24 protein-coding genes and 1 pseudogene are annotated in these 21,329 nt (G+C 66.7%); 7 read left to right on the forward strand and 18 right to left on the reverse strand.

The genetic code is table 11. The features are described 5' to 3' along the window. Positions 1–4: 4 nt before the first annotated feature. The gene (locus tag ACFXNW_RS00615; RefSeq protein ID WP_379414830.1) at positions 5–694 is read right to left on the reverse strand and encodes an alpha/beta fold hydrolase; all 690 of its coding nucleotides are present in this window, start codon (positions 692–694) and stop codon (positions 5–7) included. Here ACFXNW_RS00615 and ACFXNW_RS00620 point away from each other — a divergent pair. Further along, complete coding sequence (locus ACFXNW_RS00620; RefSeq protein WP_379414831.1) at positions 685–861, forward strand: hypothetical protein; 177 nt, start codon at positions 685–687, stop codon at positions 859–861. The two genes, ACFXNW_RS00615 and ACFXNW_RS00620, sit on opposite strands and share 10 nt — an antisense overlap. 125 nt (positions 862–986) lie before the next feature. On the opposite strand, the gene ACFXNW_RS00625 is transcribed toward ACFXNW_RS00620, so the two are convergent. The 5 genes and pseudogenes from ACFXNW_RS00625 to ACFXNW_RS00645 form a co-directional block, all read right to left on the reverse strand. After that, positions 987–1,385, reverse strand: coding sequence for a hypothetical protein (locus ACFXNW_RS00625; protein ID WP_379414832.1), 399 nt, complete (start codon positions 1,383–1,385; stop codon positions 987–989). Then, a complete protein-coding gene (locus ACFXNW_RS00630; RefSeq protein WP_379416229.1) occupies positions 1,382–2,248 on the reverse strand; it encodes a DUF692 domain-containing protein in 867 nt (288 codons plus the stop codon). The genes ACFXNW_RS00625 and ACFXNW_RS00630 overlap by 4 nt, the downstream gene beginning before the upstream one ends. A gap of 4 nt (positions 2,249–2,252) precedes the next feature. Beyond that, a complete protein-coding gene (locus tag ACFXNW_RS00635) occupies positions 2,253–3,164 on the reverse strand; it encodes a TIGR04222 domain-containing membrane protein (RefSeq protein WP_379414833.1) in 912 nt (303 codons plus the stop codon). Between the two features lie 88 nt (positions 3,165–3,252). Next, positions 3,253–3,339, reverse strand: a pseudogene (locus ACFXNW_RS00640) (hypothetical protein); the annotation flags it as partial. Between the two features lie 138 nt (positions 3,340–3,477). Beyond that, entirely contained in the window at positions 3,478–4,056 is a 579-nt protein-coding gene (locus ACFXNW_RS00645) for a DUF6069 family protein (RefSeq protein ID WP_379414835.1), read from the reverse strand. Between the two features lie 207 nt (positions 4,057–4,263). Between ACFXNW_RS00645 and ACFXNW_RS00650 the strand changes: the two genes are divergently transcribed. Further along, positions 4,264–4,968 (forward strand): SDR family oxidoreductase, encoded by a 705-nt coding sequence (locus ACFXNW_RS00650; RefSeq protein ID WP_379414837.1) that lies wholly within the window; start codon positions 4,264–4,266, stop codon positions 4,966–4,968. A 38-nt stretch (positions 4,969–5,006) separates the two neighbouring features. On the opposite strand, the gene ACFXNW_RS00655 is transcribed toward ACFXNW_RS00650, so the two are convergent. Beyond that, positions 5,007–5,240 carry a DUF2510 domain-containing protein gene (locus ACFXNW_RS00655; RefSeq protein ID WP_379414839.1) on the reverse strand — a complete coding sequence of 78 codons (234 nt, stop codon included), beginning with the start codon at positions 5,238–5,240 and terminating at the stop codon, positions 5,007–5,009. A 225-nt stretch (positions 5,241–5,465) separates the two neighbouring features. Between ACFXNW_RS00655 and ACFXNW_RS00660 the strand changes: the two genes are divergently transcribed. Next, positions 5,466–6,257, forward strand: a complete 792-nt coding sequence (locus ACFXNW_RS00660) for a polysaccharide deacetylase family protein (RefSeq protein WP_379414841.1) — start codon at positions 5,466–5,468, stop codon at positions 6,255–6,257. A 7-nt stretch (positions 6,258–6,264) separates the two neighbouring features. Here ACFXNW_RS00660 and leuS read toward each other — a convergent pair whose 3' ends face one another. Continuing rightward, positions 6,265–9,138: a leucine--tRNA ligase gene (leuS, locus tag ACFXNW_RS00665; RefSeq protein WP_379414842.1), complete on the reverse strand. Its 2,874-nt coding sequence runs from the start codon at positions 9,136–9,138 to the stop codon at positions 6,265–6,267. A gap of 181 nt (positions 9,139–9,319) precedes the next feature. Here leuS and ACFXNW_RS00670 point away from each other — a divergent pair, with 181 nt between their 5' ends. Then, a complete protein-coding gene (locus ACFXNW_RS00670) occupies positions 9,320–9,727 on the forward strand; it encodes an SdpI family protein (RefSeq protein ID WP_379414844.1) in 408 nt (135 codons plus the stop codon). 108 nt (positions 9,728–9,835) lie between these two features. After that, entirely contained in the window at positions 9,836–10,582 is a 747-nt protein-coding gene (locus tag ACFXNW_RS00675) for a glycoside hydrolase family 25 protein (RefSeq protein WP_379414846.1), read from the forward strand. Positions 10,583–10,600: 18 nt separating this feature from the next. Here ACFXNW_RS00675 and ACFXNW_RS00680 read toward each other — a convergent pair whose 3' ends face one another. The 3 genes from ACFXNW_RS00680 to ACFXNW_RS00690 all read right to left on the reverse strand — a co-directional run bounded on the left by ACFXNW_RS00680 (position 10,601) and on the right by ACFXNW_RS00690 (position 13,200). After that, the gene (locus ACFXNW_RS00680; protein ID WP_379414847.1) at positions 10,601–12,646 is read right to left on the reverse strand and encodes a PhoX family protein; all 2,046 of its coding nucleotides are present in this window, start codon (positions 12,644–12,646) and stop codon (positions 10,601–10,603) included. A gap of 141 nt (positions 12,647–12,787) precedes the next feature. Next, on the reverse strand, positions 12,788–12,931 hold the full coding sequence (locus ACFXNW_RS00685) for a hypothetical protein (protein WP_379414849.1): 144 nt from the start codon (positions 12,929–12,931) through the stop codon (positions 12,788–12,790). Next, positions 12,928–13,200: a hypothetical protein gene (locus ACFXNW_RS00690; protein ID WP_379414851.1), complete on the reverse strand. Its 273-nt coding sequence runs from the start codon at positions 13,198–13,200 to the stop codon at positions 12,928–12,930. Before ACFXNW_RS00690 ends, ACFXNW_RS00685 begins: the two co-directional genes overlap by 4 nt. A 293-nt stretch (positions 13,201–13,493) precedes the next feature. Here ACFXNW_RS00690 and ACFXNW_RS00695 point away from each other — a divergent pair, with 293 nt between their 5' ends. Then, the gene (locus ACFXNW_RS00695; protein WP_379414852.1) at positions 13,494–14,717 is read left to right on the forward strand and encodes a helix-turn-helix domain-containing protein; all 1,224 of its coding nucleotides are present in this window, start codon (positions 13,494–13,496) and stop codon (positions 14,715–14,717) included. 333 nt (positions 14,718–15,050) lie between these two features. On the opposite strand, the gene ACFXNW_RS00700 is transcribed toward ACFXNW_RS00695, so the two are convergent. After that, positions 15,051–15,575, reverse strand: coding sequence for a VOC family protein (locus tag ACFXNW_RS00700; RefSeq protein WP_379414853.1), 525 nt, complete (start codon positions 15,573–15,575; stop codon positions 15,051–15,053). A 161-nt stretch (positions 15,576–15,736) separates the two neighbouring features. Here ACFXNW_RS00700 and ACFXNW_RS00705 point away from each other — a divergent pair, with 161 nt between their 5' ends. Continuing rightward, positions 15,737–16,993 (forward strand): MFS transporter, encoded by a 1,257-nt coding sequence (locus ACFXNW_RS00705; RefSeq protein WP_379414855.1) that lies wholly within the window; start codon positions 15,737–15,739, stop codon positions 16,991–16,993. 115 nt (positions 16,994–17,108) lie between these two features. On the opposite strand, the gene ACFXNW_RS00710 is transcribed toward ACFXNW_RS00705, so the two are convergent. From ACFXNW_RS00710 to ACFXNW_RS00735, 6 genes are all read right to left on the reverse strand, one after another. Next, positions 17,109–17,513 (reverse strand): nitroreductase family deazaflavin-dependent oxidoreductase, encoded by a 405-nt coding sequence (locus tag ACFXNW_RS00710; RefSeq protein ID WP_379414856.1) that lies wholly within the window; start codon positions 17,511–17,513, stop codon positions 17,109–17,111. A gap of 31 nt (positions 17,514–17,544) precedes the next feature. Then, the gene (locus tag ACFXNW_RS00715) at positions 17,545–17,793 is read right to left on the reverse strand and encodes a type II toxin-antitoxin system RelE/ParE family toxin (RefSeq protein ID WP_379414858.1); all 249 of its coding nucleotides are present in this window, start codon (positions 17,791–17,793) and stop codon (positions 17,545–17,547) included. Further along, positions 17,790–18,062 carry a type II toxin-antitoxin system Phd/YefM family antitoxin gene (locus tag ACFXNW_RS00720; protein ID WP_379414860.1) on the reverse strand — a complete coding sequence of 91 codons (273 nt, stop codon included), beginning with the start codon at positions 18,060–18,062 and terminating at the stop codon, positions 17,790–17,792. Before ACFXNW_RS00720 ends, ACFXNW_RS00715 begins: the two co-directional genes overlap by 4 nt. Before the next feature lie 51 nt (positions 18,063–18,113). Continuing rightward, entirely contained in the window at positions 18,114–18,410 is a 297-nt protein-coding gene (locus ACFXNW_RS00725; RefSeq protein ID WP_379414862.1) for a hypothetical protein, read from the reverse strand. 226 nt (positions 18,411–18,636) lie between these two features. Beyond that, positions 18,637–19,362: an amino acid ABC transporter ATP-binding protein gene (locus tag ACFXNW_RS00730; protein WP_379414864.1), complete on the reverse strand. Its 726-nt coding sequence runs from the start codon at positions 19,360–19,362 to the stop codon at positions 18,637–18,639. Further along, positions 19,363–21,153 carry an ABC transporter substrate-binding protein/permease gene (locus ACFXNW_RS00735; protein ID WP_379414866.1) on the reverse strand — a complete coding sequence of 597 codons (1,791 nt, stop codon included), beginning with the start codon at positions 21,151–21,153 and terminating at the stop codon, positions 19,363–19,365. Between the last annotated feature and the right edge of the window lie 176 nt (positions 21,154–21,329).

Here is a 21,329-nt window from a genome sequence, read left to right on the forward strand (position 1 = left end):
AACTTCACGCTTCCTGATTTTGCAGGAGCGAAGCGTCCAGGAGCATCTGTGTGAGCGATTCGGGGTGGGTCAGCATCACGTCGTGTGCACCGTCCAGCGCGCGGGTCCGATAGCCGAGGGCCGCACCGAACCGTTCGAACGGATAGGTCTGTGGCCTGCAGTAGATCGCGGTGCCGGGGATCCGGTCGACAGCTCCGCTGAGGTGGGTGGGTTCAGCGAATGCGCGCAGTGGCTGTGGGAGCAGGCGCGCACTCAGCCATTCCGCGTCGTCGGCGTCGAGGATGCCGAATGCCGCAGGAGGGGGTGCCGGAATCTGCCGACCACCCCCGCGCGCCTCGGCCGCCGCCCGAACGGAGGTGACGAAGGCTTCGGGAGCGAGGTCGAACATGCTGACCCCGTTGCCTCCCGCCCATCCGTCCACCAGGACGATATGGCTGACCACATCAGGGCGGGCATCGGCCGCCTCCCGCACGACCAGCCCCGAATAGCTGTGCCCGACCAGCACGATCTCGTCGTCCCGTGCGGTATCCAGGGCGGCGGCAACGATGGCGGCGTGGTCGTGGAGGCCGTGGTCCCCGACGGCGCTGAGATCAGGCGTGCGGGTGCGCGCCCCGGCGGCGTGCAGCAGCGGGACTACTCGCGACCATGCCCATGGGCCGTGCCATGCGCCGTGGACGAGAACGAATGTTGTCATTGCGAATCCTTCTCTCGCAGTGTGGGCAGCACCTGGTCGGCGAATTCCTCCAGGCCCTCATCGTGGTGTTCGGTAGCCAGGCGAATCACGAGGTGGCGGGCACCGGCCGCGACGTACCCGCCAACCAGTCGACGGCTTGGTCGGCGGCGCCCGCGAACATGGGTTGAATCGACCCGATCTCCCGCCTCGCCATGGCACCTCCTGGTCGTGAGGTTCATCAGCATAGCTCGTTACTTCCTGTTTTTGAAGTAGCGAGTTCCAATATGAGTAATTGAGAACTGGACGAAACCTGCTACCGGGCTCGGCGAGGCCGCATTCGGCGGATGAAGCTGCGGAAAATGCAGGCGAGGCGGGTGTTGCTGCCGGGCAGCCGGATTCCCAAGTGTTCGGCAAAACCGGCAATCTCGGCGTCGGTCGAGATCTTCGGTCGTCCGCGCGCCCAGGAGGCGAACTCCTGCTCGAAGGCTGGGCCTGCCGCGTCGGCGAGCATCGGATTGTGCCGAGCGAGGATTCCGGCACGCTTCCGGAGCAGGGCCGTTTCGGCGGCGCGGAGGGCTTCGTCGTCGAATCCAGGAGGGGTCGCATCGCCCGCGACCAGCGCGCGGACCAGGGCGGCCTGTTGTTCGCCGAGCGTGTCGATGGGTGTGCCCGTCCAGCCGTCCCGGGCACTTCCGGAAACGCCGGGAGTCATGGTCTCCTCCCCTGGGGTGAGCGGACTGAGCGCGCACGGGCGGTAATCGGTGCGCGCGCACCGGCATTGGCGATGGCGTCGAGTTCGTCGAGGAGTTCGTCCGCCGGCGGATAGTTGCCGTCGCGTTCGAGCATCAAGGGCGCCGGGCATCCAACGGTGAATTCGGCGACCAGGTCGAGCACTTCGGCGGGGACCGGGTGCTGGTGGGTGTCGTGGTAGTACCCGCCGGTATCGGTACCGCCCGCGACATGACAGTAGGCGAGGCGATCGGTGGGCAGGCGCAGTAGTTCGGTGAGGGGGTCGCGGGCGCGGTTGCGGGCATTGGCGTACACATTCGCGATATCGATCAGCAGATACACGCCGGTGCGTTCGACCAGTTCGGTGAGGAATTCCGCTTCGGTGAATTCGTCGTCGGGCCAGTTGAACAGTGCGGCGATGTTCTCGACCGCGAGCGGCACCGGCAGATCGTTCTGCGTACGGGCAATATTGCGCGTCAGCACCTCCAAGGAAGCGCGAGTGCGCGGCACAGGCAGCAGATGGCCGGCTTCGAGCCCACCGGCGCGCACGAACGCGACGTGCTCGCTCACCAGCGGCGCGGATACCCGGTTCGCGCACTCCGCGAGGTGGGCGATCCGCTGTTCATCCACCGGATCGACCCCGCCGAGCGACAGCGTGACACCATGCGGCACAACGACGGTCCCCCGCGCGCGCAACGCCGCCAACTCGGGTGGCACGCTCGCTGACCCCGACAGCGATTCCGCGATCACCTCACAGAAGTCGAGACCGTCGAGCTGGTCGATCAGCCCGCAGATCTCGGGCCGCCAGCCGATGCCGAGCGCCCCGTCGGGCAGCAGACCGTTCACGATCTCATCCGCCGCAACCACCACAGCCACCGCAACCACCGCCACCGCAGCCGCCGCCGTCACCACCACCGCCGTCGCCGCTACCGGTATCGGCGCCATCGTTCGGGGGCTCAACGGCCTGCGCGAGACCGGGGTCGAGCAACGTCAGGGCGGCCACACCGAATATCGCGACCGCGACCGCAGCCGCGCCGACACCGTAGGTGGTGTACGCGGGCGAATTCGACGGCCGCAGATGCGAATTATCGGTAATGGCGCGCGCCTTGGCGGCCGCACCGCGCGGGGTCAGCGAGTCCGGGGACACCACCCACCACCCGCAGAATGCCAATACCATCAGGCACAGCACCAGGAATCCCGACGGGTTGCCCGCGATGATCCCCGCGATGAACCGGACAAGGCCGAGGATGCCGACGATCAGGATCGGCATGACGGCGTCACGCGCCTCGCGCCGATCGGCATCGCTGGGGATATATCCACGCTCGACCAGCGAGGTTCGCAGTTGCTTCACCGGCTCGGAGGCGGCCTTGGTGATATCGGCGATCGTCTGCTTCCTGTACCCGAGCACGCCGTAGATCGCGCTGGTGAACCAGTCCAGCTGTGCGCGTTCGGCCGACGTCGGGGTCCGGGTCGGAGTCGCATCCGAATCGATGAGCTCATGGCTGCGCAGCAAGGTCACGGCCGCGGTCACCGCACGCTGCTTGCCGAACAGCATCGCGGTCTCCGGAGCGGTCAGCTTCTCCAGCGACGGGCTATCCGAAGCGGACGCCTGCCGGTAGACGGACTTGAACCGCAAATACAGGCTCGCCGCGATGGCGAGCACCGCGACCGGGATGTAGACCAGCAGGAAGTCGCCGCCGGAAATTCCCCAGGTCTCCCCCGCCGCGACCACATCGGGTGTGATCCGCTGTGCAAGTGTCATATCCGAGCCTCCGACCTGCCATGACGTTTCACCCAGTATCCGGACGAATGGGACCTACCGCCACGACGATTCGGCCTGCGGGTCACGGCAGCCACGTCATCACAGGCCAGACCGGGCCGCGCCGGTATTCACGCGGCCGGAAGTCCTTGGACACCGGTGACGTCGACGGCGGTAGGCCTAGCGCAGGTCGGGTTCGGGAGTTACGCGGCCATGGGCGCGGCGTTTCCGGTGCGCCACCGATCCGTCCGCCGTGAGGCGACCAGCGGCCGAGCGCCGGCTCCGGCACGATGCCGAGCGGAGCCGACGGTGCCGATCAGTACTGCTGCTGCGGCCGCTGGATCGCGCTGGCGCCGATCGAGCCGAGCAACGTGATGATGCAGAGTCCGGCGATCAGGTTGATCACCGCGGTGGCGATCTTCGCGTCCAGATCGGCGACCAGGGTGAAGGGCAGCAGCACCGCCAGTGCGGTGAGCAGGCCGGTGATCCAGTAGTAGAACTGCATGGGGCTCGGCATGAAGGCCAGCAGCAGGTTCAGCAGACCGGTGGCGGCGATGGCGGCAGCGGCACCGGCCACCGCGTAGGAGGTGGTCGAGACCGTGCCGTAGGCGCCCGCCCCTTCGGGCGAGAGCACCGAGATCTTCAAAATCCCGCGGACCAGCATGATCGCGACGACGATCACCAGCGCGACGACAACGGCCGTACCGAGACCGCCCGCCCAGAGTCTGCCCAGATTGATCTGCGGCATCTGCCGTTGCGGTTCCTGCCCGTACTGCTGCGGCTGCTGTGCGTACTGCTGCTGCCCGTGCTGCTGCTGTGAGTGCTGGGTGTACGGCTGCGTGTACGGCTGTTGGTGCGGGTCTTCCCGCCCGTAGTTGTGCGACGGATCCGTCATAGGGCGAAACTACCTCGCGGAGGGCGCGGTGCATATCCGAATGGCGGGCCGGGCCTGTCGGACGGCGGCGTTGCTCGGCGCCTGCCTCCCTCATGGCCCGCTGACCGCTGTCTCCGGCCGACGCGCGCTTCAGCGACCCAGCGGCTCCGCGCGGGCTCGCCCCGGATGCCCGCGGCTGCGCCTGACCCGCCCGCTAGCGTTGGCCCCATGACCACTGCCTCCGCATCCGAATCGGCGCGCCCGAAGGCGTTGATCACCGGCGCAGCTCGCGGTCTCGGTGCCGCGATCGCTCGCGCCCTCGCACCGACCCACGATCTGCTGCTCGGCGCGCGATCAGCGGAGTCCCTCGAACCGATCCTGGCCGAGCTGCCCGACGCCACCGGGGTTCCGGTCGAGCTCACCGACTATCCGGCAGTCGCCGAAGCCGTCGCATCGATCGAGCGGCTGGACGTCCTGGTGCACAACGCGGGCGTCGCCGATCTCGGCACCATCGCCGAATCCTCGGTGGAGCAGTGGCGTACGACGATGGACGCCAACATCATCGCGGTGGCGGAGCTGACCCGCCTGCTGCTGCCCGCTCTACGCGCCGCGAACGGCCATGTGGTGCTGATCAATTCCGGTGCCGGCCTGCGCGCCAACGCAGGCTGGGCCTCATACGCGGCAAGCAAGTTCGCCATGCGCGCATTCGGCGACGCCCTGCGCCTCGAGGAACCCGTTCTGCGCGTCACTTCCATCCATCCCGGCCGTATCGCCACCGATATGCAGCGCGAGATCGTCGCGGGCGAGGGGCGCGAGTACCGCCCGGAGGAATTCCTCACCGCCGAGACTGTCGCGGGCGCTGTGCGCAATGCCATCGAGACGCCGCGCGACGGGCACCCGACGGAGATCATCCTGCGCCCGATCGCGCGGTAAACCCTGGATGCTGTTGGTCCGATGCGCCACCCGGCGCGTCAGGCACGTGGTTGGGTCTGCGGAGTCCACTGCTGTCCGTCGAACCAACGAAGAAGGCTGGGGTCGGCATGATCGGGATACCACCCCGGTGCCATCGCAGCCGGCGGACGCCCAACGGGTCGGGAGCCCGAGCCTGATGCCTTGATGATGGCGAAGACGAGGGTGCCGACCCCTGCGATCATCGCGAGAAGGACGATCAGGACGAGGATATGCCAGATGCTCAATGCTCCCATCCGGCCAGTATTTCGTTTACTGCTGCGGTACTTCGAGGCGGCCGACGAGGTCGGTGGCGGGATCGGGCAGTCCAGCGCGGCGACGAGCGTGCGCTGTAGGTACGGCGCAGGTGTGTGGCGATCCCGGGGAAAGCGGATCCGCACCGGTAGAGTCTGCGCTGCATAACAGCATGTCAGTGGGGCCTTTTCGTAGCACGAGTTCGGTTGAACGAGCGGGGTTGCGTGATGGACAGACGCCAGATGTTGTCGATGTTGGCCGCGGGGACCGCGATGGCTGTGTCCGGGTGCAGTGCGGCGCAGGGTGAGCCGGTGGTGGCCGGGATGCCGGAGGTGCCCGTCCCGGCGCCGGTGCCGCCGCCGCTGCTGCCGCCACCGCCGGGTGGGCCGAAGACGCCGATTCCGGCCGCCACAATTACCGCGCTGCCCGGGGCGGGGAACAATATGGCGCTCACCGTTGATGACGGAGCGAGTTCCGAAGTCGTCGGCGCCTACATCAGATTCGCCAAGGACACCGGCGCACGATTCACCTTCTTCGTCACCGCCTACTACGACTCCTGGAGCGCCCACCGCGACGAATTGCGTCCGCTGGTCGATTCCGGACAGATCCAACTGGGCAACCACACCTGGGATCACGCCGACCTCACCGCCGGCTCCGCGTCAGCGGCTGCTTCCCAGCTGGAGCGCTGTAAGACGTTCCTGTGGAACACCTTCGGGGTCGACGGCGCGCCCTACTATCGTCCGCCGTTCGGCAGGCACAACGCGACCGTCGACAGCATCGCCGCCGACCTCGGCTACACCGTGCCCGTCATGTGGTACGGCTCGCTGTCGGACTCCGGCCTGATCACCGAGGCCTACCTGATGGAATGCGCGCGAAAGTATTTCAACCCGCAGACCATCATCATCGGGCACGCGAACTTTGCGCCGGTCACGCGTTGCTACGGGCAGCTTGTGGACGTCATCCGGGAACGCAATCTGTCGCTGGTCACGCTGAACGACGTATTGCGGGTTCAGGCCTGAACGCTGCTCAGGGGACGATATTCACCATTCGGCCCGGCACCACGATGATCTTGCGTGGAGCCGCGCCTTCGAGCAGCGCCGCGATCTTCTCATCGGCCAGCGCCGCGGCCTCGATCTCAGCGGGATCGGCATCGGCGGGCACCTGAATCCGGCTGCGCACCTTGCCCTTCACCTGGATCGGGTACTCCACCGACTCGTCGACCAGCAGCGCCGGATCGGCGATCGGGAAGGGGCCGTGGGCCAGTGCGGTGGTGTGGCCGAGGCGCTCCCACAGTTCCTCGGTGATGTGCGGAGCCAGCGGGGCCAGCATCAGCACCACCGGCTCGACCACCGTGCGCGGCGCGCCATCCGGGTAGGCCTTGGTGAGGTGGTTGGTCAGCTCGATCAGCTTGGCACCTGCGGTGTTGTCGCGCAGTGCGGCCAGATCCTCATCGACACCGGCGATCGTCTTGTGCAGCAGACGCAGCGTCTCATCCGACGGCGCAGCGTCGGTGATGCGCACGGCGCCGGTCTCCTCGTCCACCACCAGACGCCAGACCCGCTGCAGGAAACGGTGCGCGCCGACGACATCCTTGGTCGCCCACGGCCGCGAGGTGTCCAGCGGACCCATCGACATCTCGTAGAAACGGAAGGTATCGGCGCCGTACTGATCGCAGATCTCGTCCGGGGAGATGGCGTTCTTCAGCGACTTGCCGATCTTGCCGTATTCCTGGTTCACCTCGATCTCGGTGCCGGAGGCATCGGTCCAGAAGAACTTGCCGTCCCGCTCGACGACCTCGGCCGCAGGTACATAGGCGCCACGGGCGTCGGTGTAGGCGTAGGCCTGGATGTAGCCCTGGTTGAACAGGCGACGGTACGGCTCGCAACCGGAGACATCACCCAGGTCGAACAGCACCTTCTGCCAGAACCGCGCATACAGCAGATGCAGCACGGCATGCTCGACACCACCGACGTACAAGTCGACGCCGCCCGGATCGTCGGGACCGTGGCCTTCGGCGCGCGGACCCAGCCAGTACTGCTCGTTCTCCTTGGCGCAGAACGTTTCCTGGTTCGACGGGTCGGCATAGCGCAGCTGATACCAGGAGCTGCCCGCCCAGTTCGGCATGACATTGGTGTCGCGCCGGTACTTCTTCGGACCGTCACCCAGATCGAGTTCGACGTGCACCCAGTCGGTGGCCTTGGCCAGCGGCGGCGACGGCTCGGAGTCGGCGTCGTCGGGGTCGAAGGTGACCGGCGCGAAATCGTCCAGCTCCGGAAGCTGCACGGGCAGCATCGATTCCGGCAGGGCGTGCGGGGCACCGTCCTCGTCGTAGACGATGGGGAACGGCTCGCCCCAGTAGCGCTGCCGGGCGAACAGCCAGTCGCGCAGCTTGTACTGCACGGTGCCGGTGCCGTGACCGTCGGCTTCCAGGCGGCCGATGACGGTGGCCTTGGCCTCGTCGACGCTCAGGCCGTCCAGATAGCCGGAGTTCACCAGGGCGCCGTCACCGGAGTAGGCGGCCTCGGTGACATCGCCACCGGAGATCACCTCGACGATGGGCAGGCCGAACGCGGTCGCGAACTCCCAGTCGCGCTGGTCGTGGCCGGGGACGGCCATGATCGCGCCGGTGCCGTAACCGCTGAGCACATAGTCGGCGACGAAGATCGGCACCTGCGCGCCGTTGACCGGGTTGGTCGCGTAGCTGCCGAGGAAGACGCCGGTCTTCTCCTTGTTCTCCTGCCGCTCCAGATCCGACTTCGCGGCGATCGCCTTGCGGTAGTCGGCCACGGCCTCGGCCGGAGTCGCGGCCCCGCCGTTGGTCCAGCGCGGGTCGACGCCCTCGGGCCAGGCGGCCGCGGTCAGCTGATCGGCCAGCTCGTGCTCGGGTGCCAGCACCACATAGGTGGCGCCGAACAGGGTGTCCGGGCGGGTGGTGAAGACCTCGAGCTCGTGACCATCGGCCGCGAAACGCACCTGCGCACCGCGCGAACGCCCGATCCAGTTGCGCTGCATGGCCTTGACGTTCTCCGGCCAGTCCAGCCGATCCAGATCGTCGACCAGGCGGTCGGAGTAGGAGGTGATTCGCATCATCCACTGCCACAGGCGCTTACGGAATACCGGGAAGTTGCCGCGCTCACTGCGACCCTCGGCGGTGACCTCTTCGTTGGACAGCACCGTGCCAAGGCCGGGGCACCAGTTGACCACCGAATCCGTTTGGTACACCAGGCGATAGGAGTCGATCAGGGCGCGGCGCTCGGCGGCGGACAGGCTCGCCCAGTCCTTGTCGTCCGGGACCGCACGCGCACCCGAGGCGAACTGTTCTTCCAGTTCCGCGATGGGGCGGGCGCGATCCAGTTCCTGGTCGTACCAGGCGTTGTAGATGCGCAGGAAGATCCACTGCGTCCACTTGTAGTACTCGGGATCGGTGGTCGCGAAGGAGCGGCGGCGGTCGTGCCCGAGACCCAGCCGATCCAGCTGACCCTGCATGGTCGCGATATTGGATTCGGTGGTGTCGCGCGGATGCGCACCGGTCTGCACCGCGTACTGCTCGGCGGGCAGGCCGAAGGCGTCGTAACCCAGCGCGTGCAGCACGTTGCGGCCGTGCATCCGGTGATAGCGGGCGAACACATCGGTGGCGATGTAGCCCAGCGGGTGACCGACGTGCAGGCCCGCGCCGGACGGGTACGGGAACATGTCCTGCACGAACAGCTTGTCCGGCGGCGTCGGCCCGGCCAGCGGACCTACCGGGTTGGGCGCGTGGAAGGTGCCGCGCTCGGTCCAGTTCTGCTGCCAGCGGCGCTCGATTCGGCCGGCGAGCTCGGCGGTGTAGCGGTGCGCAGGTGCGTCATCGGTCGCGGCGGTCTGCCCGGCCGCAGGGTCGGTTGCACGGGTGTCCTGCACGGTCCTGCCTTCTTTGCTCGCCGATCGGGAGAAATTGCGTCGTCGAACAGGGTAAGTCTTGGGACTTGACAACCCCAAAAAGGGGCTGCTCGGGTGGATGGTCCGTGATGCCCACCACGATCGCGCCGACCTCCGGGGAGCGGTCGACCGCTGGTGAGAGCGCCTACGGTAGCCTGCTGAGGTGGTTGTCGTCCCCATCATCCTGTTCCTGCTGGCTGCGGTAGCGCTGGCGATCGGCGTGCTGGGACTGGCGGGCAAACTGCCCCGCAACCGATTTGTCGGCGTGCACACCGACGAGGCGCTCAGCACCGACGAAGTCTTCCGCGTCGCCAACAAGATCGCCGCCCCCACCTCCCTCGCCGCGGGCGCCCTGCTGTTCTGCGGTGGGCTCGTGACGCTGGCCGCCGGTGGTTTCGCGGTTGTGCTGATCGCGCTCGGTGTCGGGGTCATCGCCCTGTTCACCCTCGGTGCGGGCGCCAACGCCGGTGCTCGTGCGGCCACCACCCTCGCCCCGCCCGCGGAGACCGGCGGTTGCGGGCAGTCGTGCGGGGCGTGCTCGCTGCGCGACACCTGCCAGCCGGCCACCTGAGCCGAGCGACCTTCGTTTCTCGCTGTGCACCCTCACGAGTGAACATTCGGCAAAAGCCTCAGATGTAACACTGGTCACATTCGCGTCCGGTGGCTATCGTCGGACGGCATGAACAGCACCCGCTGGAGAGCGACCTGCAGCCTTGCGTTGTCCGCGATCACCGCGGGCAGCATTCTCACCGCGACCCTGCCTTCGACGGCGCACGCCGAGCAAACCGGGCCCGATGTCTCGTCGTGGCAGCACATCGACGGGCGGATGATCGACTGGTTCGCGGTGAAGCGGTCCGGGCACGACTTCGCGATGGTGAAGGCGACCGAGGGACTCAGCTACATCAACCCGTACTTCGTGCCGGACAGCGTGCTGATGCGCGCCGCGGGTGTGGCGCGCGGGACATACCATTACGCGCGGCCGAATCTGCCGCCCGAACCGCAGGCCGCGATGTACGCGGCGGTCGTGCTCGGCCAGAACGGACCGCTGGATCTGCCGCCGGTGCTCGATCTGGAGGATTCCGGCGGGCTGACACCGGCCGCGCTGATCGACTGGACGCACCGATACCTCAACACCGTCCAGGCACTGACCGGCCGGGTGCCGATCATCTACACCTATCCCACCTTCTGGCGCACCGCGATGGCCGACAGCAATCAGTTCCATCGCTACCCACTGTGGATCGCCGACTATCGCGGCAATCCACAGCCGGAGGTGCCGGGTGGCTGGCCCGCGTGGACGTTCTGGCAGACCACCGACAGCGGGTCCGTACCCGGAATTGCCGGCGGAACCGACGTGAACGTCTACAGCGGCGCTCAGGGCAACTTCGCGCAGTTCGCGAATATGGCGGGATTGTTCGGCAGCAGCTGACCACCGCCGAACCCCGCGCTACATGCCGATGCGACCGCCGTCGGCCTTCCACACCGCAACCACGGACGGCCGCGGCTGAGTATCGCCGCCGTCGGGCCAGTGCGAGACGGGCGCGTCGGCGGAGGCGCCGTCCTCTTCGCCCGGATGCTGGACACACACCAGCACCCGCTGCTCGGTGACCACCGGTCCGCAGGTCTCACCGCCCGCGGGCACGGTCAGGAACTGCTTGGTCTCGCCGCGGCGCTCGCCCTCGAGCGTCACCGCGAACAGCCCGTCGTTCGACTTCAGCGCATTGCCGTCGGTGGAGATCCACAGGTTGCCGTACGGGTCGAAGGCGACGTTGTCCGGGCAGGAGATCGGGCTGACCTCGGTCTTGTCGAAACCGCCGTAGTAGGTGTCGGCCGCCGCCGGATCGCCACAGACCAGCAGCAGCGACCAGGTGAAGTCGGTGCCCTTGTGATCGTCGGTGATCTCGAGGATCTGGCCGTTCTTGTTCTTAATGCGCGGATTGGCCTCGTCGACGCCTGCCTTACCGTCCTCGCCGCGCTTGGTGTTGTTGGTCAGCGCGACGTAGACCTTGCCGGTCTTCGGGTTGGCCTCGAAGTCCTCCGGGCGGTCCATCTTGGTGGCGCCCACCTTGTCGCCGGCCAGGCGGGTGAATACCGCGACCTCCTGCGCGGACATCCCGTCGATCAGTGATTTCGCGCTGCCGTCTTCGGCGGTCTCCAGGATCGGAACCCACTGGCCGTTACCGGTGAAGCCTTGGTCGGAGGGGACGTTGCCGGAGCCGTCGATGCGGTCGGGGTGATCGCCGGTGAGCTTGGCGACGTAGAGGGTGCCCGCGTCCAGGATGGTCATGTTGTGGCGGCGGCTCGCCGCGCCGGTGCCGGGCTGGACCTTACGGGACGAGACGAACTTGTACATGTACTCGAAGCGCTCGTCGTCGCCGCTGTAGGCGACCACGGTGCCGTCCTCGGTGACGTGGATATTGGCCGATTCGTGCTTGTTGCGGCCGAGCGCGGAATGCTTGACCGGAGTCGACGCCGGATCCCACGGGTCGATCTCCACCACGTAACCGAATCGGTTGGACTCGTTCGGTTCCTGCGCCACATCGAAGCGCTTGTCGAACTTCTCCCAGAAGTGCGGGGCATCGACCTCGCCGACGCCGTAGCGCTCGGCCCGCTCGGCAGCCACCGGATCGGCAGGCTTGCCGACAAAGTAGCCGTTGAAGTTCTCCTCACCGGAAAGCACAGTGCCCCAAGGGGTCACGCCACCGGCACAGTTGGCGAACGTTCCCGCGACCTTGGTCCCGGTCGGGTCCGCGGACGTCTTCACGAAGTCGCTGCCCGCCGCCGGACCGGTGAGCAGGAATTCGGTATCGGCGGTGATGCGCCGGTTGTACTTGCCGAAGGCCGGGGCGAGTTTGCCCGAACCCGACTCGCCCACGACCTCCACCACCGAAAGACCATGCGCGGCAATGGCGATGCCGAACTGTTCGGGTGTCATGGTGTCGCCGTTGAAGCCCTTGAACATGAAGGGCTCGGTGGTGTACTCGTGATTGACCACCAGCAAGTAGCGGTTGGCCTGACCCTCGATGGGCAGCAGAGCGGCGAAGTCGTTGTTGTAGCCGAACTGCTTGGCCTGGGCGGCGGCGGTCTGTTTATCGAAGTCGAACTGCGGCGCGTTCTCGAAGATCGGATCACCCCAGCGAATCACCACGCCCTGCTCGTAGCCCTCCGGGACGACGACGGCGTCTTGCTTGTTCGGCGCCACCGGTGTGAACCCGGTGCCCGACCCGGCCTCGCCGTTGGACGCAGCCCCGGCGCCGTCGTCACCGCAAGCAGCGAGCAAACTACCCGCGCCCACCGCCAGCACTGCGGCCGCACTGCCCTTGAGCACCCCACGCCGCGACATGGCGGCCACGATGTCACCGAAGTACTCGCCCGAGGATTTGTTGGACACCTCGTGGAAGCAGGCGTTACCGCACTTATAGGCGCAGGTGACTGCGGAGCGCGACGATCTGCCGTCGTGCTGCACGAATAGGGCGAGTGGGGTGAAGCTCACGGTGCCTCCTGGATCAAGCTGACGGCCGCACGGTAGACCACGAGGGAGAGTCGGAGACGACGACAAGATGAACGTCGATCGAATTAGGCAACCCTCAGTTACCTGACTGTGCTGGGGAAAACCGTCGCCGATAAGTGTCGGTCACACCGGCTCACCACCTTCCCAAGCCTGAAGAATCTCCTCCAGAGTGCGCCGCTCACCCGGCATGCCGTACTGGTCGACCGCCGACCAGGTGCCGTCGTCCCACTGCACCCACCCACAAGTCTCGTCCTCCGGATCGATCACCGCACGAACCGCTCGGCCCGCCGATCCGGAGTGATCGCACCGAGCGCGACCAGGGTTCGGTAGGCATCACGCTTATGCGGACAGTCTTCGATACTGCACCGCCGATGCACCTGCATCGTGCTGTGCGCTGTTCGCGCCGACATCCGGGGTGCTCGAGCGGTGATCGGCGGTTCGTCCTCGCCGAAGGTGTAGGGGAGGACGTAGATCAAGCCGAGAAGTAAGACAGCGACCGAGCCCGCCACAGCGAACGCGGCAATGTAGTCCGACATCCAATCCCCCTGCAGTTGATGGTTGTTGGGAACCACCCGGCGCCGGGGAAACGGGGCACGCACCCGGCGACGGGGGCGAGAAAAGGTTCCGCTGCTCCCGTGTGCTGGACCGGTACCAGCAACCCACCACTCGAGGTGGGGGAAATTCCCCGCCCTGTCAGGGGATTCGATCCCTCACCGGGTGCACCAACCGCAGCTATCCTGGTGTTCAACGCTTCGCGGAACACTCGTCCACAGCCGACGGGCAGGTGGACGTCCGTGAAGGATCCGGATCCGCGAAGAAGGACAGGCATATGCCGAAACCTGACGAACTCGCCGGACGCTCGATCGGCGAGCGAATCCAAACCATCCGCACCCGAACGGGTAAGTCCCGCGCCGTTGTCGCAGGCCTGGTCGGCCGATCCGAGGAATGGCTGCGCGACGTCGAGCGTGGGCGCCAAGGCGCACCGGGTCTAGAGATGCTGCTCAAGCTCGGCCAAGCGCTCGGCGTTCGCGACCTCACCGAGCTGACCGGGGACCATGAGCTGCTGGTCGGTCTGTCTCGACGGGCCGGACATCCCGTGGTTCCCGCAATCCGCGAAGCGATCGAATCGGTCGATCTCACCCCGACAGCGCCGACGATCACCCCAGACGAACTCCGGGCCCGCGTCGATCGGGCGTGGCGGCTGTGGCACACATCGTCCACGCCGCGCGCCGACGCAGGCGCGATGTTGCCCGAGCTGATCCGCGAGGGCAGGTGCGGGCTGCGCACCCTCGAGGGAGACGAACGCCGCGCGGCGGCCGCCGCATTGTCCGGGGCATATGCGCTGTCCGAGCAGGTACTCGCGTGGGTGGCCGACGCACCGCTCCTGTGGCTGGCAGCCGATCGGTGCATGGCCGCAGCCGAAATCGCCGACGACCCAGTCACACTCGCCTCGGCATCCTGGGTGCTCGGCAATGTCTGGCGTTCGACGAGCCGCGAGGAAGACGCCTACCGATTGGCGCAGGACGCTGTTGCGCTGCTCGAGCCGCGACTCGACGACAGCAAGGAAGCGCAGGCCCTCTGGGGCGCCTGCCACCTGCACGGCGCGATCACCGCCGCCCGCCTCGGGCGCGAAGGCGACGCACTGCGCGGCATCGACTCGGCAATGTCGATGGCTCGTGCGCTTCCCGATGGCTCGGCGCACCCTTGGACCTTGTTCGGCGTCGTCAATATTGAAGTGACGGCCGTATCGGTCATGGTGGATATGCGCAGATCCGGCGGCGCACTCGAAGCCGCGTCCGTGGTAGACCCGGACGCCATGCCGAGCATCGACCGCCGCGCCCGGCTATGGCTCGAGCTGTCGCGCGCATACGGCCAGCAGAAGGACTGGCTCGGCACCCTCGGCGCCCTGCGAACCGCCACGGCCATCTCCGAGGAGTCGATGACCTGCCACCCGATGTCTCGCAATCTCGCGGCCGAGCTGGTCACGCACGGCGGAAAGATCATCGAACGCGAAGCCCGCTCGCTCGCAGTGCGATTGGGTGTTACCGCCTGACTCGCCGAGTGGCACTTGGCTGCGGCGCTGCCGATCATTCTTCCCAGCAATGACGGCCGCCCCTGACCCTCACTACGGTGATCACGTCGGACAGACTGCTTCGGCGTACGCGACCATGGGGTGGCTCAGACAGTTGTTCTGCACTGTAGCTAACCGGATCATCGATCATCCGGGGGGCGGCGTAATTACCTGCCTCGGGGATACGTTGCCAATGCCACCCCTTCCGCGAGTCGTCGGAGCAACTCATTCAAGTCCGTGTGACCCAAGCCGACGAGCGGAACCGCGAGGTTCTCGCGGTGCCGCTCCGGACCATCTTCACTGGCGCGACAAGCGTTAACGCACCGGCGCGCTGCTGCGTCCCTGCGTCCTGCCGCTCAGCTCGGCGTCGAGCGTCGCCTGTGCCACCTTCATCTGTTCGGCGTACACCGGGTCCTGCATCCGCTGCCAGACCACGTCCTCGGCGACGTCCTCGACATGGCTTGTCACCCACCAGATGTTGCCGAACGGATCCTTGACGCGCCCGCCGCGCTGACCGAACGCGGAGTCTCCCAGCTCGGTGACCACCTGGGCGCCGGCGGCGATCGACTTCGCGAACGCCTCGTCCGCGTCCGGAACGAACACGCGCAGCAGGCTCGGCATGGCCGGCCACTCCGGCCGGCTGTCGAAGGCCAGCACGACGGTGTCGCCGACCCGGATCTCACCGTGACCGATCGATCCGTCCTCGGTCGCCACCCGGGCGATCTCCTCGCCGTTGAACGCCTGTGTGACGAAGTCCAGGAATGCACCGGTGTCGGAGGTGACGACCCAGGGGGCGACGCTGGTGTAGCCGGTCGGGACGCCGTTGCGCAGATCGGTCATGGTGGGGTTCCTTTCAATGCTGTTTCGCTGTTGTCTCCACTCTATTGGCGAAGTAGGACTGGGTATGTCCTAGATCCGAACGGAATCCGCGGCAACCTCGGTGACGGTGGCGTCGATATCCCGCCAGCGTCCAGAGCTGGTGATTCGTAACGTCTTTCGTTGTGAATATTCCTGCCACCGAGATACGTGATGACCGTCGGCTGCGCGGCCCGGTCGTACTGTTCATGTCGCTTGCGGCCGCGCTCGGAACGTCCACCATTTACCCCCTGCAACCGGCTATCGCGGATGTGGCGGGAGCGTTGCATTCGTCGATCGCCGCGGTCGGGTTTGCGCTTGCGTGTGGTCCGGTCGGGTATCTGGTGGGACTCGGTCTGCTAGTCCCGCTGATCGACCGATTCCCGCCCGGACGGATGCTCGCGATCCAATTCGGCGCGCTGGCAGTCGCGTTGGCGGTGGGCGCGGCCGCTGGTCGTGCGTGGCAGTTGGGGCTGATGATCGGCGTGATCGGCGCATGCTCGGCTGTCGGCGCGAGTCTCAGTTCGTTGGCGGGCCGACTCGCACCGGCACGGCAGCGGGCCACGATCCTCGGCATCGTCACGGCTGGGATCTCGGCCGGGATTCTCGCGGGGCGAATCGCGGGAGGGTGGCTGTCCGACGAGATCGGCTGGCGCGGAATGCTTCTGGTTTTCGCTGCCGCTTGCCTGATTGCGGCCGGGTGTTGCCTGATTGCTCTGCCGGACACCATAGGCACAGCCGAACTCCGCTATCTCGCGACGCTGCGCTCCCTCCCCGGATTGTTCGTGCGGCACGCAACTCTGCGGGTTGCGGCGATACGCGGCGCGCTGTGGTTCTTCGCGTTCTGCGCAGTGTGGGCCGGGCTCGCGGTCGCGCTTTCGGAGCCGCCGTTCTCGTACTCGGCAGAGCAGATCGGCCTGTTCGCCTTGGCGGGGCTCGCGGGAATTCCGGCGACGCAGGTCGCGGGCGTCTGGACCGACCGAGTGGGCGCACCACGCGTCATCCTGGCCGGCCTGGCGTTGGCAGGCGTCACCGCTGTCGTCGCCGGACTCGCCCTCGAGAACATCATCGTGACGCTGGTCTGCCTGGCACTTTTCGATGCGGGCCTCTTCGCCGCTCAAGTGGCGAATCAGAGCACCGTCCTCGCCATCGACCCCGCCGCTCCCGCCCGTTTCAACAGCGCCTACATGCTGGTGTACTTCGTAGGCGGCAGCCTCGGCACCGCTTGCGGCGCAGCGGCCGTCGAGTGGTTCGGCTGGCCGGCCACCGCCGCGATCGCCGTCGGCGCCATCGGAATCGCCGCCATGATCGCCGCAGTAACCTCCCGAGGTGCGGGGTCCGCCGAGATGCGAGCATCGCACTCCGGCCCGACAGGCGAGCCAACGATTCGCGCCCGCCCCTGACCCGCGTCACCCACCTCTAACAACTCGGCAGCGAGTGGTACATGGCTGCGGCAAACGTCGAGAAGACCCCGCAGCCATGTACCACTCGCAGGTTCGGCCGAGGGTTGGAGGTCTGCTAGGTCCTGGTCAGGGCCACCACTGGGATGATGCGGTCGGTTCTCTTCTCGTGGTCGACGAACCAGGGGTAGGTCTGCTTCAGCATCTGCCAGACACGCTCGCGTTCCTCGCCCTCGAGCGGCAATGCCTGCGCGTCGTAGGTCTCGTCGCCCACTTCGACGACAACCGCCGGGCTGCGGACCAGGTTGCGGTACCAGTCCGGGTGCTGCGGGGCACCCATGCTCGACGCGATCACCAGGAGGCGATCACCGTCGCGGTGGAACATCATCGGGGCCGTGTACGGCTTCCCAGTCCGCCGACCGACCGTTGTGAGCAGGACCAACCGATCCCGATGCATCCCGTCGGGGTCCTCGCCCGCCCGGAACTTCGCGATCGTCTCCTGATTCACCTTCTTGATATCCACGATCCACCTCCTCGGTCGGGACGATATCCGCTCAGCGATAGACGTCGGAGCGTTTGGCGACCGCGAAGATACGGATGATCGACTCGGCGTCATCGATCTCGTAGACGATGCGGTACTGGCCGATTCGAACTCGCCAATCGCTGCGTCCGACCAGCTTTTTGGCGCCGGAGGGCCGCGGATCCTTGGTCAGCGCGATGATCGCGTGCAGCGCCGCCTCGAGCACATCGCGAGGCAGCTTTTGCAGTTGTTTCAGGACGTCGGGATGGAACTCGACGTTCACGAGGCCAGCAGCTCAGCCGGGTCCACACCCAGCTGATCGAGCATGTCCGACATCGACATCGCCGTGTAATCCGCCGCCCTCATATCCCGTAGGCGCAGCGCGTCGATCAGATCGGCGTGCTCGTGCAGCCGCTCGTAGTCGGCCATCGAGATGATCACCGCAACCTCGCTGCCGCTGTCGGTGATGATCGCTTCCTCCCCGGTCGCGGCAACACCGCGCACGATCGCACCCAGCTGCATCCGAAGATCACGCAAACTGTGTGTACTCATGTTGAACATATTACCCATTCGGTGCCGTGAACGGCACGGATGGGGAGAACCTCAGTGCTCGTCGTAGTGCCCGTCGTGCCGCGCGTGACGGTGACCGTCGTGGATGTAGTCGACGTGATCGCCGTGCGGAACCGCCACATGCCCGCAGCCCTCGCCATGGACGTGGTCGTGCGGACTGCATTCGGTGTGGCCGGCGTGCTCACATTCGTCGTAGTGGCCCTCGTGTTCGCGGTGCAAATGCCCGTCGTGGACGTAGTCGACGTGGTCGCCGTGCGGGACGGCGACGTGACCGCAGGTCGGGCCATGGTGGTGCTCGTGTTCGGTGTGCTGAGCGTGTGCTGTCGTCATCAGAATCCTTCTTCCCGCAGGGGTCAGGTGGAACCGAAGAGCACTTCACACATTACCAAGTGCGCATGAATACGAAATAGCGGTGAATGCGCCGGCAGCGTTCGACCGACACATCACTCCCCGCCCCGCACACGCCCGAACCACCCGTGCCGGACGCATCACCTCGCCGCCGCGCACGACGCAAGCCACCCGCGCCAGACGGAGACGAGCCGCGACGTGGAGCCGACTAGAGCACCTGGTCCAAGAAACGCCGCAACCGGGGAGTCTCCGCATTGTCGAACAGCGCATCCGGGCTGCCGGTCTCCACCACCTGACCTGCGTCCATGAACACCACGCTGTCGGAAACGCTTCGCGCGAAACCCATTTCGTGCGTCACCACGACCATCGACATTCCACCGGAAGCCAGATCCGTCATCAGCGCGAGCACACCCTTGACCAGCTCCGGGTCGAGCGCCGAGGTGGCCTCGTCGAAGAACATGATCTCCGGCTTCATCGCCAGCGCCCGCGCGATCGCCACCCGCTGCTGCTGGCCGCCGGACAGATTGGCAGGCCGGGAATCGGCCTTACCTGCCAGGCCGACCACCTCCAGCTGCTCGATGGCCAACGCTCGTGCCTGTTCCTTGGACAGGCCGCGCAGCTTGCGCGGGCCGAGCGCGACATTGTCGGCGACGGTCTTGTGCGGGAACAGGTTGAAATGCTGGAACACCATCCCGATGCGCTGACGCAGCTTGTCCGGATCCTCGGTCAGCACCGACTCGCCGTCGAGCAGGATGTCGCCCGCGTCCGGCTCGTGCAGCCGGTTCAGCACCCGCAACAGCGTGGACTTGCCGGAACCGGACGGCCCGATGACGGTGGTGGTCTTACCCGCGTCGACGTGGATGTCCACCCCGCGCAAGATCTCGTTGTGGCCGAGCTTCAGCCGCAGACCGGTGCCGGTGAGTGACGCGCTCATCTACCCACGCCCTTCCGTGATCGCGGCCTGATCGGCCGGGTCGATGGGTTGATCGGGTCGCCCGGTGCGCATCCGCCGGTCGATGTAGTTCACCAGGTGGGTGAGCGGGATCGTCAGCAGCAGGTACACCAGACCGGCCGCGACCAGCGGCGACAGGTTGCCGGTCTGTGCGTTCAGGTCGCGCCCGACGGCGAACAGCTCACGCTGGGAGGCGAGCAGGCCGAGGAAGTAGATCAGCGACGAATCCTTGATCAGCGCGATGAACTGGTTCATCAGCGCGGGCAGCACACGCCGCACGCCCTGCGGGATCACCACCAGCGTCATCGACTGGCGGTAGCCGAAACCGATGGCGCGGGCGGCCTCGAGCTGCCCCGGTTCGACCGACTGGATACCGGAGCGGAAGATCTCGCCGATATAGGCCGAGGCCAGCAGCGCCAGCGCCACCGCACCGAGCCAGTACGGATTGTTGCCGGTCAGATCGCCAACCACCGGACCAACACCTAGACCGATCAGCAAAATGATCACCACCGCGGGCAGGCCACGGAAGATGTCGGTGTAGACGCGGGCGGGCCAGCGCAGCCAGCGCGACCGTGAGATGCCCGCCACCGCGAGCAGCATGCCGAGCACCGTGCCGAGTACACCCGAAACCAGTGCGAGGATCAGGGTATTCGGCAGACCGGTCTTGAACAGGTCGGGAAATGCCTGGCGGTACAGCGACCAATCGAAGAAGGTGTCGCGCAGTTGTTCCAGGGTGGATTTGGGCTCGAGCTGAGTTTGCTCGACCGGTCCGCGTTCGGCGGCGATCGCGGCGAAATCCGGAAGTTCGGGCGTAGGAGCGGCTTTCGATCCCGGCTTCCAACCGGGTGGGAGCTCACGCGGCACCCATTCGCTGTAGAGCTTTGCGTAGGTGCCGTCGGCGATCACCGCGTCCAGACCGCTGTTGAGGGCGTCGATCAGCGGCTGCTCGTTCTTGCCGACGGCCCACGCCGCGAAATTGTCGAGACTGAACGAGTTTTCGACGATCGAGGTGCCATCACCCGGTGCGATCGCGCCCTCCGCCTGTGCCGACGGCGCCACCCAGGCATCCACCTGGCCGGTTTTCACGTTGGCGTAGGCGGTGTTGTAGTCCGGGAATTTCACCGGGTCCAGCTGCAATTGGTTGACGACGTACTCGTCCTGCACCGTGCCCTGCACCACGGCGACCCGGCTGTCCGGGCCCAGATCGTCGAACCCCGCGATCGGACTGCCGTTGCGCACGACCAGCGAGAAATAGCCGAAGTCGTAGCCGTTGGTGAAGTCCACCATCCGCCTGCGCTCGTCGGTGGTGGTGATGTTGGAGGAGCCGACGTCGAAGCGCCCGCCCGCCACCTGCGCCAGCAGGCCGGCGAACTCGGTGCCGGAGAACTCCACCTGCAAGCCCAGTTTCGCGGCCACCGCGCGCAGTAGTTCGTTGTCGAAGCCGGTGAACGCGCCCGCAGAATTGACGCAGATGCTCGGCGGTGCGTCCGACAGTGTGCCGACGCTGAGCTTGCCCGGGCTGATCAGGCCGAGCTTGCTGATGTCGATGGACTCCAGCGGAACGGTCGTCGGCGTGGTGAACCGGTCGACGCCCGCGCGCGTCGGTGACGCCAGGTTGGTCGGCGCGGCCGACGCCGCCTCGACCCCGGGTGGGGCGCACAGGTCGCGGGCCGAAGAGTCGTCACCGGAACCGCAGGCCGTCGCCAGGGCGACGACGGCGAGCAATATCACGGCGATCAACGCACGAGACCGCACAGCGAGCAGACCAGCCATGGGAGAACACCCTAGCCGTCCAGGTCAGGCTAACCGGCGGCTACCGGTTCATGGCGGGCCGGGTGGAGGTCGGTGACCACGGCACCGGCCCGCTCCGGGCGATTGCACCAGCGTGCGAGAAATCCCCACCGCGACTGCGGGACAACGCGCTGCTAACCGGTGGTTCCCACGACCGG

The organism is Nocardia sp. NPDC059180, from assembly GCF_042754945.1.
Classification (GTDB): domain Bacteria; phylum Actinomycetota; class Actinomycetes; order Mycobacteriales; family Mycobacteriaceae; genus Nocardia.